The sequence below is a fragment of the Virgibacillus sp. 7505 genome (assembly GCF_002272135.1).
Lineage (GTDB): Bacteria > Bacillota > Bacilli > Bacillales > Amphibacillaceae > Terribacillus.
Window position 1 is genome coordinate 22,261 of the sequence record NZ_NPBF01000035.1, and the last position, 15,490, is coordinate 37,750.

Below are 15,490 nucleotides of genomic sequence, written 5' to 3' on the forward strand. Positions count from 1 at the left end.
TTTATACTTCCAGACTCGGAACAGAGACCCACTTTTTCTCACGCCATGCTTCCAGTCCCAGATCTGACAGCTGGGTCCCTTTCGCGCCCTCCAGCAAGTCCCACGGAAACGCAGCATCTTCTTCCACATGCTTCAAAAATAGTTCCCATTGAATTTTGAATCCATTGTCATACGAACGATTCTCCGGCAATGTCTCCCACTGGGAACGGAAATCAATTGCATTAGGGATATCCGGATTCCACACAGGCTTCGGTGTGGTGACACGATGCTGTACCTTGCAATCCCTAAGACCAGCCACCGCGCTTCCCAACGTCCCATCCACTTGGAAGGTAACCAGATCATCCCGGTCGACTCTAGTCGTCCAAGAGGAGTTTGCCTGTACCACTATCCCGTTTTTAAGGGCAAAAATGGCATATGCCGCATCATCAGCTGTCGCTTTGTAGCGATTGCCTGCTTCATCCACCCGGTACGGGATATGAGTTGCTCCAAGACAAGTCAGGCTGTCAATTTCCCCAAAAAGATGATCGATGACATAACGCCAGTGTGCAAACATATCAACAATGATGCCGCCACCGTCTTCAGCTCGGTAATTCCAGCTCGGGCGCTGCGCTTCCTGCCAATCGCCTTCGAATACCCAATAGCCAAAATCCAGTTTTACGGATAGAATTTCCCCGAAGAAATCGCTGTCGATCAAATGCTTCAGCTTCAGCAATCCCGGCAAGAAAAGCTTATCTTGCACGACCCCGTTTTTCACACCAGCCTCCCGTGCCAATCTAGCCAGTTCCAAGGAACCCTCTAAGCTTGTAGCAGTCGGCTTCTCGCAATAAATATGCTTACCTGCTTCAATTGCCTGATTGATACTTGCTTCCCTTCGATTCGTCGTTTGCGAATCAAAATAAATCAGGTTATAATCATCGGCCAAAGCCGCTTCCAAATCAGTACTGTATCGCTCTACACTATTTTCCCGGGCAAGCTTCGCAAGCTTTTCTTCATTCCGTCCAACAAGAATCGGATCCGGCAGCAGACGGTCTCCATTCGAAAGCAGCACACCGCCTTCTGCGCGGATTGCCGCAATGGACCGGATTAGATGCTGATTTGTTCCCATTCTGCCTGTTACACCGTTCATGATTATCCCAATTTTCTTCGTCGCCATACTTACGCCTCCCATTATCCATATTAAGGATAGTATAAGTAAAGCGTTTACATTTTTCTTATCATTCTTTTCTGATATTCTCAATTTCAGAAATCATCCGTTGTGCGCCGATAGACATTCGGCGTTACACCGACATATTTTTTAAAGACACGATAAAATGTCGAGACAGCTTCAAACCCAACTTCAAAGCAGATGGAAACAATTTCCCTATCGGACTCACGCAGCATTTTCTTCACCTTAAGCAGCCTTACCTCCGTCAGGAACTGATAAGGAGTCGTATCATACATTTCTTTGAATATCTGATTCATATAACGGCTGCTTACACCAGCTTTGGCTGCAACTTCTTCCATACTGGCAATCTCAAAATATCGTGTTTCCAGGTGATGCTTGAGCCACCTTGCACGTCTCGTATTTGTATCCTGTGTCGTATCTTCCTGCTGCATGATTGCAAGCTGATAAAGTACTTGAGCAAGCAAGAGCTTCAGCCCCATCGCATGAATCGGATGGTTCTGTGATTGTTCGAATAGCATCTTCCGCAGCAGCTGACGGATCTCACTGCTTTCGAACAGAGATAGGTTCAAGGTGCGCGATACTGCGAATACTGGTTCAACGAGATAAGAAACGACATCGTCCGTTAATTGACGGATATCGAATTCCAATACGAGCACCGTCATCTTCGAATGAGCTTGGATCGCATGCTCTGTATGAGGAGAGATTAGCACGATGCTGTCACGATGCAGTTTCTGGCTCCTGGTATCCAATTCACATTTCCCTTCGCCATCCAGGAAATAAAGCAGCTGATGGGTGTCATGCTGATGCCTGGCAACCTCATTCTTTTCCTGATGCTTATTTTCATAAAGTCTGATCATCTTGATTTGTTTACCTCCAATAAAAAAAGACCGGGATGCATAAGAGGCATCCCGGCCTTTCTTTTTTTATTCACGATTCTTAAGCTTCCAGCCTCGGAAGCTGTTCTTGTTCCAGGATGCGCAGTTCAATCTTAAGGATCTGATGGTTATCCATTTCGATAACCTCCCACTCATTTCCTGCTACATCCACAACAGTGGTTTGAGAATCTACGTCGTCATTTTTGACGAAAATCCAGCCGCCGATCGTATCAACGTCTTCTCGATTGTCAAACACAGAGCCGAATTGATCCTCTAAATCATCCAGCAGTACACGACCATTGATATGATACGTACGATCAGACACTTCCTGGATATCCGGCACTTCATCTTCATCGAATTCGTCATGGATCTCCCCGACGATCTCTTCCAGAATGTCCTCCATCGTCAGAATACCTGCGGTTCCACCGTATTCATCCACTACGAGTGCAATATGCACGCGTTCTGTCTGCATCTTCAAAAGAGCATCCTGCAGGGAGGTTCCTTCATGGATAAGCGGCAGCTCATGGATGAAGTTAGGCAGGCTTTGTCTTCTGCCCGCTGCAAAATCCGTAAGCATTTCCTTCACATTGACGAAACCGATGATATGGTCTTTATCTCCATCCTCTGTCACAAGGTAACGTGTGAACTGATGTTCATCGATGATCTCGATCACTTCTGCAGCTGTCATGGATTTCTCCAAGGTGACCACTTGTGTCCGCGGCACCATGATATCCTTCGCCACACGTTCGTCGAATGTAAAAATATTTTCCATATAACTAAGTTCTGTTTTGTTGATTTCACCACTTTGATAACTTTGCGTCATGATGATGCGCAATTCCTCTTCCGAGTGTGCTGATTCATGCGCAGCCGGCTTCACGCCGAACAACTTCAGAAATACACGCGCAGAACCATTCAGTAAATAAATGAACGGAGCCATCAGCTTACCAAACCAATACAGAGGCGGACCTAGAATTAAAGTCAATTGCTCTGTGTACTGGATTGCCAGTGTTTTTGGCGCCAATTCCCCAATCACAACATGCAAGAAAGTGACCGACGCAAAAGCAATGGCGTAGGAAAGCAAGGTGGAAACAGATTCAGACAATCCTAAATCATTGAACAGCGGGTGTAGTATTTTCTCTACTGTAGGCTCACCTAACGCACCTAATACAAGCGCCGTTACAGTGATACCCAGCTGACAGGCTGACAAGTAATAATCAAGATTATTCACTAGCTTACTGACAATGATTGCCCGTTTATTCCCTTCCGCAACAAGCTGGTCGATCCGGGACATACGTACCTTCACGACTGAAAACTCTGCACCTACGAAAAAGGCCGTAAAAATGATGAATAACACTACTAAACTTAAATTAATGACTATTGATGGGTCCAATTAATTCCCTTCTTTGAATGAAGGGACTCACCTCGCTTATTTGTTTGATAGTTTACAAGCAGATTAATAAAATAGCTGCGACACCTCGACGAGGAGCAGCGTCAGCAAAACTTCTGTTATATAAAGTTGTTATTTTCAGCAAAGCCTTCCCAATGCAATCTCCTCCTTCTCTTAGCGCCTACGCTATTATCTGTACTTGCCTATCATCCTTCGCGCATTTTTCATTGGCGAACACAAGCTTCGTCTGCAGTTCATAGACCAATGTTCCAGAGCTTGGTTCCAGTTCCTCCGGCAAACGGAATGTGAACGGCTTCTTCATTTGCTCATTCGATTTCAATTGCTTGGACATAAAAATGCTTAATACATTCTTTATATTCACTATTTTATCGTTTGCGCTGTTTTTTATAACTAAATCACAATCTAATCTGTTCAAATTTTGGTCCTTCCAGCCTCCAAGAAGCTGAAAATGTCCCTCGATTTTTTCTCCTGCATGATAGCTTGCCTGATTAAGTTCGAGCCTTATCGATGGTGCCCGCAGCTGCATCAGTTCTAAGCATTTCTTCAACACGGAAATTATTCCTCCATTTGTGTGTACTAAACGAAAAGGACCCCCACAGAGTGAAGGTCCCGTCTGTAATCAGCCTTCACCAAATTGGCAAAGGTCTGGCAAACAACTTGACGTTGTCAGTTAAACCGGCGATAGCAAGCTATCACGTATTGTCGACTTAACTGGAAGCTACTCCCCTTTGGAGCAATCACAATCCTATTCTATTAATCTGCAATATAGCATACACGAGTTAAGTAATTCTGTCAATATACCCCAACTCACATACGGTTCAGCGGATACGTAGCAGAAGCAAAGTAACGATCATGAAGGATATTGTGGTGATGACGTTCATGGCCAAGCATTATATACGCTAGCGCCCGAACCGACGTTACATGACCGTTTGCCATTCCCTGCCTGATCCAATCCTGATCATTCAGTGACTCCAGCAAAGCGATCGTGGAGGAACGCACTGCCTTATATTGCGCCAGAAGGCTCGCTACAGTCATCTCCGTGAACTTCGCTTGCAGCACATAGGAATCTTCATGGAATCCTGGCAGCGGTGTCACATCCCCTCGCGCAATGGTAAGCAAGCGATAAGACATAATTCTTTCTGTGTCTGTCAGGTGGCCAATCACTTCCTTGATCGTCCATTTCTCCGTATCGTAAGCGAAGCAGGCTTGTTCATCCGTCAGTCCTTGCAGTAAATTGGATGTTTGTCTTTCCTGTTCCTTGAACAAAGCTACTATGTTTCCCTCAGGCACAAGTTTCATGTAATCTTGGAAATAAGCAGGATATTCCGTTGTACTAGGTCTCTCTTGCATGTAATCACCTTTTTTCTTTATATGATTTCGATTTGGTCGAAAAAAAGAGGAGCTTTATAGATTGACGATATAGTTATTTTCCCGAAAGGTAAAGAAAACAGTCCCTGTAACGATGAAAATAGCCAGAAAGCAGGAAAATCCAAGATTCGGAACACGGAGGATGGACTAGCTTTTTTACTATTTTTATGCACCTACTCCCGAGTTCGTGCGTATGATAACTGTACAAGCCCTTGTTCCAAAGAAAAGGAGTGCTGGAAATGGCTGATTTTGAACAGATTGCTGAGCAGATCCACATGTCTGGTTCTGATACGATGCCCCATTTAACAGCGTACCCTTCCTCTCTCGTACTAATCGGGACTGGCAGAAGCGCATTCGCATTCCGCCTTACGGAATCTTCTAAAGTGATGAAGGTATTTTTCCCTGCCTTCCGTCACATTGCAGCGGAAGAAGCGGAAATCTATAAAACACTTGAGAGCAACCATTTCTTTCCTGCTCTTCACGCAGCCGGTAACGGTTATTTAGTAATGGATTACATTCCCGGCCATACATTGTACGATTGCCTACGTGAGGGAATCCCCATAACAGATCATCATATAGCCGATATTGACAAGGCCCTGGCCGCAGCAGCAGCAGAAGGATTGAATCCATCCGACATTCATCTGCGTAACATCCTGATCACACCTGATGGGAACATCCGCTTAATCGATCCTGCCCGATTCCGCCAGCAAAAGCATTGCACGCAATGGGAGGACCTTCACCGGGCTTATGAAAGATTCTACAAGAAAAAATTATTTCCGAAAAAGGTGCCCGGCTTTTTGCTGGAGCTGATTGCCTATTTGTACAAAAGACGGAAATCCTACACCATCCAAGCACCATCGAATAAAGCCATTCACTAAAGGAGGCATAAACATGACAATCACAATATCTCAAGCAGAAGCCTATCAAATCGAACGTATCGCCCATAGCGGCCTGGGAAGAGAGCAAACCGCTAAACTAATTGAAGCAGGCGAATGGCGTGCAATTCAGGACAGCTATCCAAAAGCCGATCCAGAAATGCTCCGGTCACAGCAAAACAAGCTAACATCTGCTTTAAAAGAGGGCTACAGCATTTCCTTCCCTACCTTTAACGGCGTACGGAATCTTCTGCATCTGCGTTTCGGTTTAGAGGAAGGTAAAGATTATACGGTAGAGGACAAGACGGTCCAAGGTCTAAAGACAGATGAAGATACAGCCGCCACCTTACGTACAATGTTCGAACCGTTATGGAAAATCGAAGCAAACAACGGACAACTGTCGATCATCCATATTAGCAAGCTATAAAAAAATACCGACGCACTAGTGCGTCGGCATTTTTTATTTCCATAAAGGAATCCTTCTTATTTTACAGCTTCTTTGAAATCTTTACCCGCTTTGAAAGCTGGAGCTTTAGATGCAGGGATTGTGATTTCTTCGCCTGTCTGCGGATTACGGCCAGTACGTGCTGCACGCTCTCTCACTTCGAAAGTACCGAAGCCTACAAGCTGTACTTTTTCTTCTTTTGCAAGTGTTTCAGAGATTGTTTCAAGTAGTGCATCAACTGCTTTGCTTGCATCTTTTTTAGATAGTTCTGCTTGTTGCGCTACTGCTTCTACTAATTCTGCTTTGTTCATGAAAAACACCTCATTTGATAAATTTATACATAACCTTCACCTGATGTAAAAGCTGTATGTTTTAGATTGATATGCAGGAACATGGCTGTTCCCGTATTTCCTTATTATAGCATGCATCCCGGTGTTCATGGCTATTAATCTGCATTCTTAACATTGCTGCAACAGCATTTTCACAGGATTTCCATTTAGAAGATAAGAACTGGATGATACAGTTATTCCCAATAAAATGAATTGTAACCCTATCAAGTTGTTGTGTGCAAAGATTTTACATGCTCTTTCACTTTTTGGATATTCGCCATCTTATTATCCCAGCACTTCTGACTGAGGTCGACAGGATATTCCTCCGGCGCTTTTGGACGTTTATATTCATCCCATAGCAGAGAAAGATTGTCTTTCGCATAAGCCTTGATATCCTCAATAGCAGGCAGCTCGTAGACAAGCTTGCCGTCTTTGAATATCGTCTGATGCAGATCAACTGCATCGTAATTTGTCACGAACTTGCTCACATACGTATGGACTGGGTGGAACATCTTCAGATGATCCTCTTCCTGTGGATTTTCATCCTCCATCGCGATGTAGTCGCCTTCGGATTTTTTACTGATTCGATTGACGATGCGGTAAACCTTCTTCAAGCCTGGCGTCGATACCTTCTCCGGATTGGCACTGATCTTGATTGTATCCTGCATCGCGCCTTCATCCTCGATGCTTACCATCTTGTACACCGCACCTAAAGCCGGCTGATCATAAGCAGTAATCAGCTTTGTACCTATACCCCAGATATCGATTTTCGCTCCTTGGGATTTCAAGCTCTGAATCGTTTCTTCGTCCAAATCATTCGATGCGGAAATCTTCGTCTCCGTAAATCCAGCCTCGTCCAATGCTTTCCGAGCCTTCTTGGATAAGTAAGCCAAGTCCCCGCTATCAAGTCTGATTGCAGTGAACTTGATTTTATCACCCTGTTCCTTCGCAACACGGATAGCGTTCGGTACACCAGAACGAAGCGTATCATATGTGTCGACAAGGAATGTACAATTCGTATGCCGCTCCGCATACTTCGTGAATGCAGTGTATTCGTCGCGGTAAGCCTGAATCATCGAGTGTGCCAATGTCCCAGCTACCGGAATGCCGAATTTCTTGCCTGCACGGACATTCGAAGTTGCCTCGAACCCGCCGATATAAGCTGCTCTCGTCCCCCAAACTGCTGCATCCAGCTCATGCGCGCGACGGCTGCCCATCTCCAGTGCAATCTCATCGCCAAGCAGGAGCTTGATTCTGGATGCCTTTGTCGCAATCAGCGTCTGGTAATTTACGATATTCAAAATTGCCGTCTCTACCAGCTGCGCCTCAGCCAGCGGTGCTTCGATCCGCATAAGCGGTTCATTGCTGAAGACAAGCTCTCCTTCAACAACCGAGTAAACAGTCCCTGTAAAACGCAAATCCTTCAGATAAGCAAGGAAGTCTTCCCCATAACCAAGCTCATCCTTTAAGTACGCCAGATCACTCTCTGTGAAACGAAATTGCTGTAAATATTCTATAACACGTTCCAATCCTGCAAATATGGCAAAGCCATTACCGAACGGCAGCTTGCGGAACGAAACCTCGAACACTGCCTTCCTTTCGTGGACCCCATCACTCCAATACGTCTCCGCCATATTGATTTGATAAAGATCTGTATGTAAAGTCAGTCCATCATCTGGATATTGCGAACTCATGCTTGAAACCTCCACTAATCAGCCCGTTCTTCTGACAGCTGTTTTCCCGTATCCGTTTACATAAGGAAACGGGTATCTTATTTGTTCCATCTATTGTACCGCAAAAATGGTAAAAAACATAAAAAAAACGCCGAAAAACATCAAGAGATGCTTTCGGCTGTTTGTTAATGTATATGCTGAATACCCGCGATATGGATTATCATTCGTTTCTTTTCGTCATTTTCCAGGCAAAGCGTTTGGTCCAAGAGATTCAGATTATGATATCTTCCGGTAAAGGTATGCAGCATGCCGTTCTCATAATAAGAGATCGTCATATCACCCGTTTCCTTAAGCGCTTTCAAGATCATTCTCAGCCTCTCCTTTCTGTATACCCTCCACTTTATACTGTTAGTATACGCTATAAAGTAACCGCTTACACATATCAGTGTGACCAATTTGTGAAGTTTTATACATAAAGAAAGGTATCTTTCATATCTCGTTTTCCAAGGAAAGATTTCTTTTAGAATGACCGGGAAATTTGCATCGTTTTACAGATATTGTAGACAGTCTGCTCAATATTTGTTTCCCCGTTGGAAAGTGCATCTGACAAGTTCATTACACCTGGCATGATACTGAACACAGCATCTATACCATGTGCATAGACTGCTTCGCTTCCTTCCCCTACATTTCCGGCGATGGCGATGACTGGCACTCCGAATTGTTTCGCTGATTTGGCTACCCCGATCGGTGTCTTTCCGTAAATCGTCTGGCCATCGATTTTCCCTTCGCCAGTAATGACCAAATCTGCACCCTTGATATGATCTGCCAGCCCTGCTGCTTCCTTCACAATAGTGATACCACTTTTCAGTTCTGCTGGCAGAAAAGCCACTAATCCTGCTCCTAATCCACCTGCAGCTCCTGCACCTGGCAGCTGGTCAATCCTCTTACCGACAGTCTGTTCCACTTTTGCAGCGTAATGTGTGAGTATGTCATCCAGTTGAATGACCATTTCGTCGTTTGCACCTTTTTGTGGTCCGAACACAAAGGATGCGCCATTTACACCTGTCAGCGGGTTTTCCACATCACAGGCTACTTCCACTTGAACATGCTGCCAGCGTGGATCTAGTCCTTCTGCTTTCACTTCGGAGAGCTCTCTCAACGCAAGTGCACCATCTTCCAGCTGCTGACCCTCTTCATCAAGGAATTTCACTCCTAGAGCAGCAGCCATCCCTGCGCCGCCATCATTCGTTGCACTGCCGCCAAGACCGATAATCAAATGCTCTGCTCCTGCATCCAATGCTTTCATCATCAATTCGCCTGTTCCGCGCGTTGTAGCACGAAGCGGATCCCGCTTGTCACGCGGGACAAGATGGAGACCCGATGCCTCAGCCATTTCGATAACAGCCGTTTTTCCATCACCAAGCATACCAAATACCGCACTTACCTTATTTCCAAGCGGTCCTGTGACTTCACAGGTATGCAGCCTCCCGCCCGTCGCATCCACCAATGATTGCACAGTCCCTTCACCGCCGTCAGCCATCGGAACCTTTACGACTTCTGCATCCGGAATTGCCCGGCGGATTCCCCGCTCGCAAGCAGACGCTGCTTCCAATGCTGTCATGCTCTCCTTAAAGGAGTCAGGAGCTACGACAATCTTCATAGCGCAGCTCCTGCCTTCTCCTCCAGCACGAGGGAATATTCGCCTACCTGTTCTTTCTCATACAGATTCGTGATACTTGTGCTGTACTGTTTGATTGCTGCTTCGAAAGCAATGTTTTCTTCCGGAACTTCCACTTGGAAATCATCTTTATACAGCATAACAGCCACATCATGGTAAGCCTTACTTGTCACTGGGAACTTGAAGCTGATTTCGTTCAATTCCTTCCCGTTTTTCGTGACATAACTATGTTCATAATCATAAGCAGCCAATTCCATACCGTTCACTACAATTTTTCTGTTCATGTCATCTCTCCTTTTCCAATTAGTGTATCACCTCTTCGCTTTGGAATACAAAAGCTGCGCATGACGTCAAAGCTTTGTATAATAACGGATGCTATCCCGTAGAAATTGAGCTGCTCCTTCCATGATATTATTTTCGTAATAAGCCGCGAACCGCTCATCCTGGACATACATCTCTGCTAAACCTGCATGTGCTTCTTTGGAATAAGCATGCCAAGTGAATTCCAGCCATTCCCTATGCAGCTCAGCTGCGTGCAATGCTTCTGATGCTGTTGGATCTCCTGCCTGCATTGCAGTCTTCAGCTTTTCGAATAAACGCTGCTCTACTTCATTCATTTTCTTGTACTGTTCCTCTGTCAAACCACGGAATTTTTGATTGGAAGCTTCCACTGCTTCTTTGCCATATGCTTCTCTGATTTCTTCTCCATAATTGGCTTCATTTTCAGCAATTTTCTGTTCCTTGAAGCCTTTAAATTTCTCACTATCGGACATCGTTACCTTCCTTTCCATTGCTTCAATGCTTTTCCCCACGTTTCCAAGAAGCATCTGGATATGCTCCTGCTTTTCCAGTAAACGGTCGCGGTGCTCTTCTAAAGCTTTCTTCCTATCGAAATCCGGAGAATAAATAATGGATTTGATTGTATCCAGATCCACATCCAACTCCCTAAAAAAAAGAATTTGCTGCAGCAGATCCACCTCTTTTTCCGTATAAATCCGATAGCCGCTCACATTGATTTCAGCCGGATGCAGCAAACCGATTTGATCGTAATAGCGCAATGTACGCTTGCTCACCCCAGCAAGCTCTGCCAGCTTTTGAACAGTGTATGTCATCATGCTTCCCTCCTTATGCTTATAACGATAAACGCTGACGCAACGTCAACCGCAAGTATTTTTTAAAGAAAAAAGACAAACCGATAAAATCAGTTTGTCTCCAATGTGCTCCGCCACACAGACGGAGGAAGCTGGCCTTCTCGCAACGCATTGATAAGTGGATAAGGCTGCAGATCCAGCTCTTCGAATTCTTCTGGGGTTGCCCAGAAGAACCGCAAATGCGGCTCCTGGCTCTCGATCTGCTCCTCATCAATCACCGTCTCAAACACATGTGTCAATTCGAAATGTACTATATCTTCATACTGCCAGCTGTGCTCGAAGTCTCCGAGAAAGCTATTAATCTTTCCCTTTACGCCAAGCTCCTCCTGCAGTTCACGCAGCAAGGCAGCTTCAGCACCTTCTCCAATTTCCACATGACCGCCTGGCAGGAAGCTGTTTTGCCATCCTTCCGCCTTAGCCAGCAGGATGCTGTCTCCTTTACGGATCACAGCACGGGCAAGCCGGTGGAACTCTTTCGTTTTCATATAATGGTAATCTCCTTAGAAGAAATCATAGATGTACGGTTCACGCCTCGGGATACTTTGCTCGAATTTCCGAATCATTTCCTCTGGTCCGTCTATCAACCCTGCCTGCCAAAGGACAAGCGGTCGCTTGTAACCAAACGCAATGGCAGAAAGCATGTTGATAGATAGCTTGATGCCTTTCGTCTCTGATGAAATCACTGTGTTTGCATCCTTGAAAGTAAACGTATCATTATTTTCCTGAATGATTGTATCCTCTACGTGCAGCACAACACCCGCAGGACTTCCTTGCCAATCATATTTCTCAAAGAAGGCAGGCACATCTAAAATACGCGCCATAAAGTACGGATAATGCTTCACCTCAAGCTGCGGATCTGGCAGCATGAAGCTGAGCGGATCATGCTGCGGAAGATCAAGTGTTACTTCCTCAAACATGGAGTCATGCTGCGCAAGGAAATTCCACAACCCGATACGAGAATCAGCCGTAAGGGCAACGAATTCCGACACATCCAGCTTATCACGTGAAGAAATCTCATAAATGATATACCCTTGCGCCTTACCTTCAGCGTCACGATAAAGGGCAATAAAATCATGGTCGCGGTATACGCGATGCTTCCACCAAAAACCCTCCCGTGCAAGCATGCCGCTGTATGTAGAGGAGTAAGCATTGTAGATATCTTCAATTTCCTGCGTATGTTCCTCTTTCTTTATACGCTCAATTGTGCCGTCCACCGGTGTCAGGCGTACGAGATCTTTCTTCTTCAATGTGTAAACCGTGCGGTCCGTAAACAACTCATATCCGAAACGGCGATAGAAATCGACATAGAATGGATGCAGCATGGAAACAGGCATCCCTTGTTCGCGCATGTGATAAAGCGTATCAGTTAATAGTCGCTTTATATATCCATTCCGGCGATATTCCGGATAAGTAGCCACCCCGGCAATCCCGCCCATCAGCATTGTCTGCTCACCAAGTTTGATCGAAAGCGGCAGCAGCTGCAGCTTGGCAGCCAGCTTCCCATTTTCCTTGATACCAAAAAGCTGCTGGTGCTGATCCATCTGCTCCAGTCTTGTGTCACGCTTATCTTCCGGTATGCGATACCGGAAAGCATACTCTGACATCTGCATTGCCGCTTCCAAATCCTGCTTCTGTAACCGTTCTGTCTGCATCCTGATCCCTCCTGTCATTTTCCCTTTTACTATAGCATAGACATGCGCAGACCTTACCATCAACCCGCACTCTTTTTAGATGAATGATATTTTTTCTTTTTATTCGAGGTAAGAAGAAAAATCGAAAGCAGCATCACACTCGCTCCTGCGATTTTTTGCCAAGTTACCTCAACCGGAAAGAACGGAAAAGAGATAACAGCGAGAAGTATTGGGCTAAATGCGCGTATCGTGTTGGCAATTGAAAATCTCAAATATTTTAACGCTTCATATAGGAACAACGTGCCAATGAAGCCCGTCAGTAAAGAAGATAATGCAATCAATCCTACACCCACAAACGATAAATTCCTTTCCCAAAGCTGTCCAGTAACAACTGCGTAAAGCGTCACAAAAACGAGCGCAATACAGTTATTGGTGAACAAGATTGTATTGGAGTCCTTATCGGTCGCCATAGTCCTTTTAATATAGATATTGGAAAGAGCAAAGAAGAATGTCTGGAAGAGTGCACATATGCTGCCTATCAAGCTGGCACCATATACGTTCGTCGTATCAATGAATAGAAAAATCCCTAACAGGGCCGCCAGGATAAAGAATGTCTCTTTTATTTTCAGTCTCTCTTTCAGAATGAGAAGAGACAATAAGATGGCGAATACCGTATAGAAGCGGCCAATAAATCCTATCTCAACGGGAGATAACAAACTGGTGCTTATGTACAGGAGAATGACACCGAATGAATTCAGCACCCCTAGTAGAATCATCTCTTTGTCTGCATAGAAGGTTACTTTTTTACCCTTCATCCATCCGAAAAGGTAGCTTGCCAGTAAAATAACCAGCACATTGATGATTGCAGCTTGTGCCGGACTTATCTCCTGCACACCGAACTTCGCTAACAGAGGCCCAATCGCCATCATTAGAATAGATATAAGGTTGTAGATATGTCCTTTTTTCTCCATATACATCTCCTTTCCTTCATCATCTTCTCTTATGCAGATAGATTCTTTCATTTCCTCTTTGATTACTACAATTAAACTCCTAAAATGTAATTTAAACTATATTTTTCCACCTAAATCCACAAATATAGTATATAATCCTCATGAAAAGCAAAATTCTCCTCTATACATACTCTTGTTTTTCAAAATATAAATAAGGAGTGTTTTGTTTAATGTTAGCACTTGCACTAATCTTTCTGGTTTTATTTTTAGCAGCTCTTATATTTCTTATTTTAGGATTGATTAACCCGAGGCATGCTTTCTTCCAAAGACGGCGTCATATTCTGTATATCTATCCTGGTGCCATTATTCTCTTCTTTATCTTCACGATTACTTTCATGTCCATGACAAGTGAAACTAATGCAACTTTAGCAACGCAAAACACCACTGACTTACAACAGAAACTAGACACTCTAACAGAAGAGAAGGATGAACTTCAGAAAAAATTAGACGCATCAGCTCAGGAAGTGAAAGACCTGACAGCTACAGTATCGGATCTTACGAAGAAAAACGATCAATTGACTGCGGATGCCGAGGAAAGCGGCTCAAATAAAGAATCATTAGAAGCTAAGATTGAAACATTAGAAAAAGAGAAAGACGGATTGCAAAGTGATTTAGACTCTGAGAAAGAAAAAAACAGCACGTTAACGACTCAGCTCTCAAATGCTGAAGACGAAATAGATAACCTAGAATCCAAGTCAACAGCATCAGTACAAACAGCTTCTAGTAGTAGTGACAAAACTACTGAAGAGGCGTCGAGTAACACAGCGACAACCAGTGTTTATTTCGACAACTGTACTGCTGCCAAAGAAGCTGGAGCTGCACCGGTTCGCGATGGAGATCCTGGATATGGCAGACATCTTGATCGTGATGGAGATGGAGTAGGCTGCGAATGGTAAGATGAAGACTGTCTGATGTTCAGACAGTCTTCTTTTTATTCCACGCCCATACACTCCCCCAATATCTATAAACGACAAAAAAAGAGCACCATATGGCGCTCTTTCTCTCTTATCGTTTATTCATTTCATTCGGATGTGCACCTTTACGGCGGCCTGAATCCAATTTATTGATTGCATCCATATCCTCTGCAGAAAGCTCGAAGTCGAATACTTGGAAGTTCTCTTCGATACGGGATGGTGTCACAGATTTCGGAATGACGATTGTGTCATTCTGAAGGTGCCAGCGAAGTACGACTTGTGCAGCTGTTTTACCAAGCTTTTCAGCAATTGCTGTCACAACTTCATCCTTCAGAACATCGCCGCCCTGATCAAGCGGGCTCCATGCTTCTACAAAGATATCATGCTTTTTACAGAAGTCTTTTAGTTCGTTTTGCGCCAAGTACGGGTGGCACTCCACTTGGTTCAAGACTGGCACGATCTCTGTTTCTTTCAATAGGCGCTCCAAATGCTCGATTTCGAAGTTACATACGCCGATTGCTTTTACGCGGCCGTCTTTGTAAAGTTTTTCTAATGCTTTGAATGTATCCACGTACTCATCGTACTGCGGTGTCGGCCAGTGGATAAGATAAAGATCCACGTATTCAAGACCAAGACGTTCAAGACTCGCTTCAAAAGCTGCAATTGTGTTGTCGAAACCTTGATCGGAGTTCCAGACTTTTGTTGTGATGAACAAATCTTCTCTGTTCACGTTTGCTTCTTTGATTGCTTTGCCGACGCCGGCTTCATTTTTGTAAATCATTGCTGTGTCGATGCTTGTATAACCAACTTCAAGTGCTTTCGCTACTGCTGCAGTTGCTTCTTCATCTCCAACCTGCCAAACTCCAAAGCCAAGCTGTGGCATTTTCACGCCATTGTTCAGTGTTACATAGTTCATTTAAAAGCACTCCTTTAGCGGTTTTTCTCGTTTAGTATAGCGTTGTCTGAAT

The 15,490-nt window shown here is 44.5% G+C and carries 18 protein-coding genes; 3 read left to right on the forward strand and 15 right to left on the reverse strand.

Translation table 11 applies throughout. The features are described 5' to 3' along the window. Position 1: 1 nt before the first annotated feature. The 5 genes from CHH91_RS16165 to CHH91_RS16185 all read right to left on the reverse strand — a co-directional run bounded on the left by CHH91_RS16165 (position 2) and on the right by CHH91_RS16185 (position 4,798). Positions 2-1,153: a Gfo/Idh/MocA family protein gene (locus CHH91_RS16165; RefSeq protein WP_095224480.1), complete on the reverse strand. Its 1,152-nt coding sequence runs from the start codon at positions 1,151-1,153 to the stop codon at positions 2-4. Between the two features lie 86 nt (positions 1,154-1,239). Then, positions 1,240-2,022, reverse strand: coding sequence for a helix-turn-helix domain-containing protein (locus CHH91_RS16170; RefSeq protein ID WP_095224481.1), 783 nt, complete (start codon positions 2,020-2,022; stop codon positions 1,240-1,242). A 79-nt stretch (positions 2,023-2,101) separates the two neighbouring features. Next, on the reverse strand, positions 2,102-3,430 hold the full coding sequence (locus tag CHH91_RS16175; RefSeq protein ID WP_095224482.1) for a hemolysin family protein: 1,329 nt from the start codon (positions 3,428-3,430) through the stop codon (positions 2,102-2,104). Between the two features lie 178 nt (positions 3,431-3,608). Then, positions 3,609-3,995 carry a sporulation protein gene (locus CHH91_RS16180; protein ID WP_141234179.1) on the reverse strand — a complete coding sequence of 129 codons (387 nt, stop codon included), beginning with the start codon at positions 3,993-3,995 and terminating at the stop codon, positions 3,609-3,611. Positions 3,996-4,255: 260 nt separating this feature from the next. Further along, positions 4,256-4,798: a DinB family protein gene (locus CHH91_RS16185; RefSeq protein WP_095224484.1), complete on the reverse strand. Its 543-nt coding sequence runs from the start codon at positions 4,796-4,798 to the stop codon at positions 4,256-4,258. A gap of 257 nt (positions 4,799-5,055) precedes the next feature. Here CHH91_RS16185 and CHH91_RS16190 point away from each other — a divergent pair, with 257 nt between their 5' ends. Then, positions 5,056-5,694, forward strand: a complete 639-nt coding sequence (locus CHH91_RS16190) for a serine/threonine protein kinase (protein WP_095224485.1) — start codon at positions 5,056-5,058, stop codon at positions 5,692-5,694. Between the two features lie 13 nt (positions 5,695-5,707). After that, the gene (locus CHH91_RS16195; RefSeq protein ID WP_095224486.1) at positions 5,708-6,118 is read left to right on the forward strand and encodes a hypothetical protein; all 411 of its coding nucleotides are present in this window, start codon (positions 5,708-5,710) and stop codon (positions 6,116-6,118) included. Between the two features lie 56 nt (positions 6,119-6,174). On the opposite strand, the gene CHH91_RS16200 is transcribed toward CHH91_RS16195, so the two are convergent. From CHH91_RS16200 to CHH91_RS16240, 9 genes are all read right to left on the reverse strand, one after another. Beyond that, positions 6,175-6,447 carry an HU family DNA-binding protein gene (locus tag CHH91_RS16200; protein WP_038557662.1) on the reverse strand — a complete coding sequence of 91 codons (273 nt, stop codon included), beginning with the start codon at positions 6,445-6,447 and terminating at the stop codon, positions 6,175-6,177. 242 nt (positions 6,448-6,689) lie between these two features. Then, a complete protein-coding gene (locus tag CHH91_RS16205; RefSeq protein WP_095224487.1) occupies positions 6,690-8,159 on the reverse strand; it encodes a nicotinate phosphoribosyltransferase in 1,470 nt (489 codons plus the stop codon). 164 nt (positions 8,160-8,323) lie between these two features. Beyond that, complete coding sequence (locus tag CHH91_RS16210; RefSeq protein WP_095224488.1) at positions 8,324-8,506, reverse strand: YolD-like family protein; 183 nt, start codon at positions 8,504-8,506, stop codon at positions 8,324-8,326. 152 nt (positions 8,507-8,658) lie between these two features. Continuing rightward, positions 8,659-9,798, reverse strand: coding sequence for a glycerate kinase (locus CHH91_RS16215; RefSeq protein ID WP_095224489.1), 1,140 nt, complete (start codon positions 9,796-9,798; stop codon positions 8,659-8,661). Continuing rightward, positions 9,795-10,100 carry a DUF3219 family protein gene (locus CHH91_RS16220; protein ID WP_095224490.1) on the reverse strand — a complete coding sequence of 102 codons (306 nt, stop codon included), beginning with the start codon at positions 10,098-10,100 and terminating at the stop codon, positions 9,795-9,797. Before CHH91_RS16220 ends, CHH91_RS16215 begins: the two co-directional genes overlap by 4 nt. A 66-nt stretch (positions 10,101-10,166) precedes the next feature. After that, positions 10,167-10,931 (reverse strand): MerR family transcriptional regulator, encoded by a 765-nt coding sequence (locus CHH91_RS16225; RefSeq protein WP_353615333.1) that lies wholly within the window; start codon positions 10,929-10,931, stop codon positions 10,167-10,169. Positions 10,932-11,017: 86 nt separating this feature from the next. Then, complete coding sequence (locus CHH91_RS16230; protein WP_095224492.1) at positions 11,018-11,452, reverse strand: NUDIX domain-containing protein; 435 nt, start codon at positions 11,450-11,452, stop codon at positions 11,018-11,020. A gap of 15 nt (positions 11,453-11,467) precedes the next feature. Then, positions 11,468-12,619, reverse strand: coding sequence for a GNAT family N-acetyltransferase (locus CHH91_RS16235; protein WP_176465825.1), 1,152 nt, complete (start codon positions 12,617-12,619; stop codon positions 11,468-11,470). A 59-nt stretch (positions 12,620-12,678) separates the two neighbouring features. Next, the gene (locus CHH91_RS16240) at positions 12,679-13,569 is read right to left on the reverse strand and encodes a DMT family transporter (RefSeq protein ID WP_286160820.1); all 891 of its coding nucleotides are present in this window, start codon (positions 13,567-13,569) and stop codon (positions 12,679-12,681) included. A gap of 209 nt (positions 13,570-13,778) precedes the next feature. Here CHH91_RS16240 and CHH91_RS16245 point away from each other — a divergent pair, with 209 nt between their 5' ends. Then, positions 13,779-14,504: an excalibur calcium-binding domain-containing protein gene (locus CHH91_RS16245; protein WP_095224494.1), complete on the forward strand. Its 726-nt coding sequence runs from the start codon at positions 13,779-13,781 to the stop codon at positions 14,502-14,504. Between the two features lie 109 nt (positions 14,505-14,613). On the opposite strand, the gene CHH91_RS16250 is transcribed toward CHH91_RS16245, so the two are convergent. Continuing rightward, on the reverse strand, positions 14,614-15,438 hold the full coding sequence (locus CHH91_RS16250) for an aldo/keto reductase (protein ID WP_095224495.1): 825 nt from the start codon (positions 15,436-15,438) through the stop codon (positions 14,614-14,616). Positions 15,439-15,490: the final 52 nt, after the last annotated feature.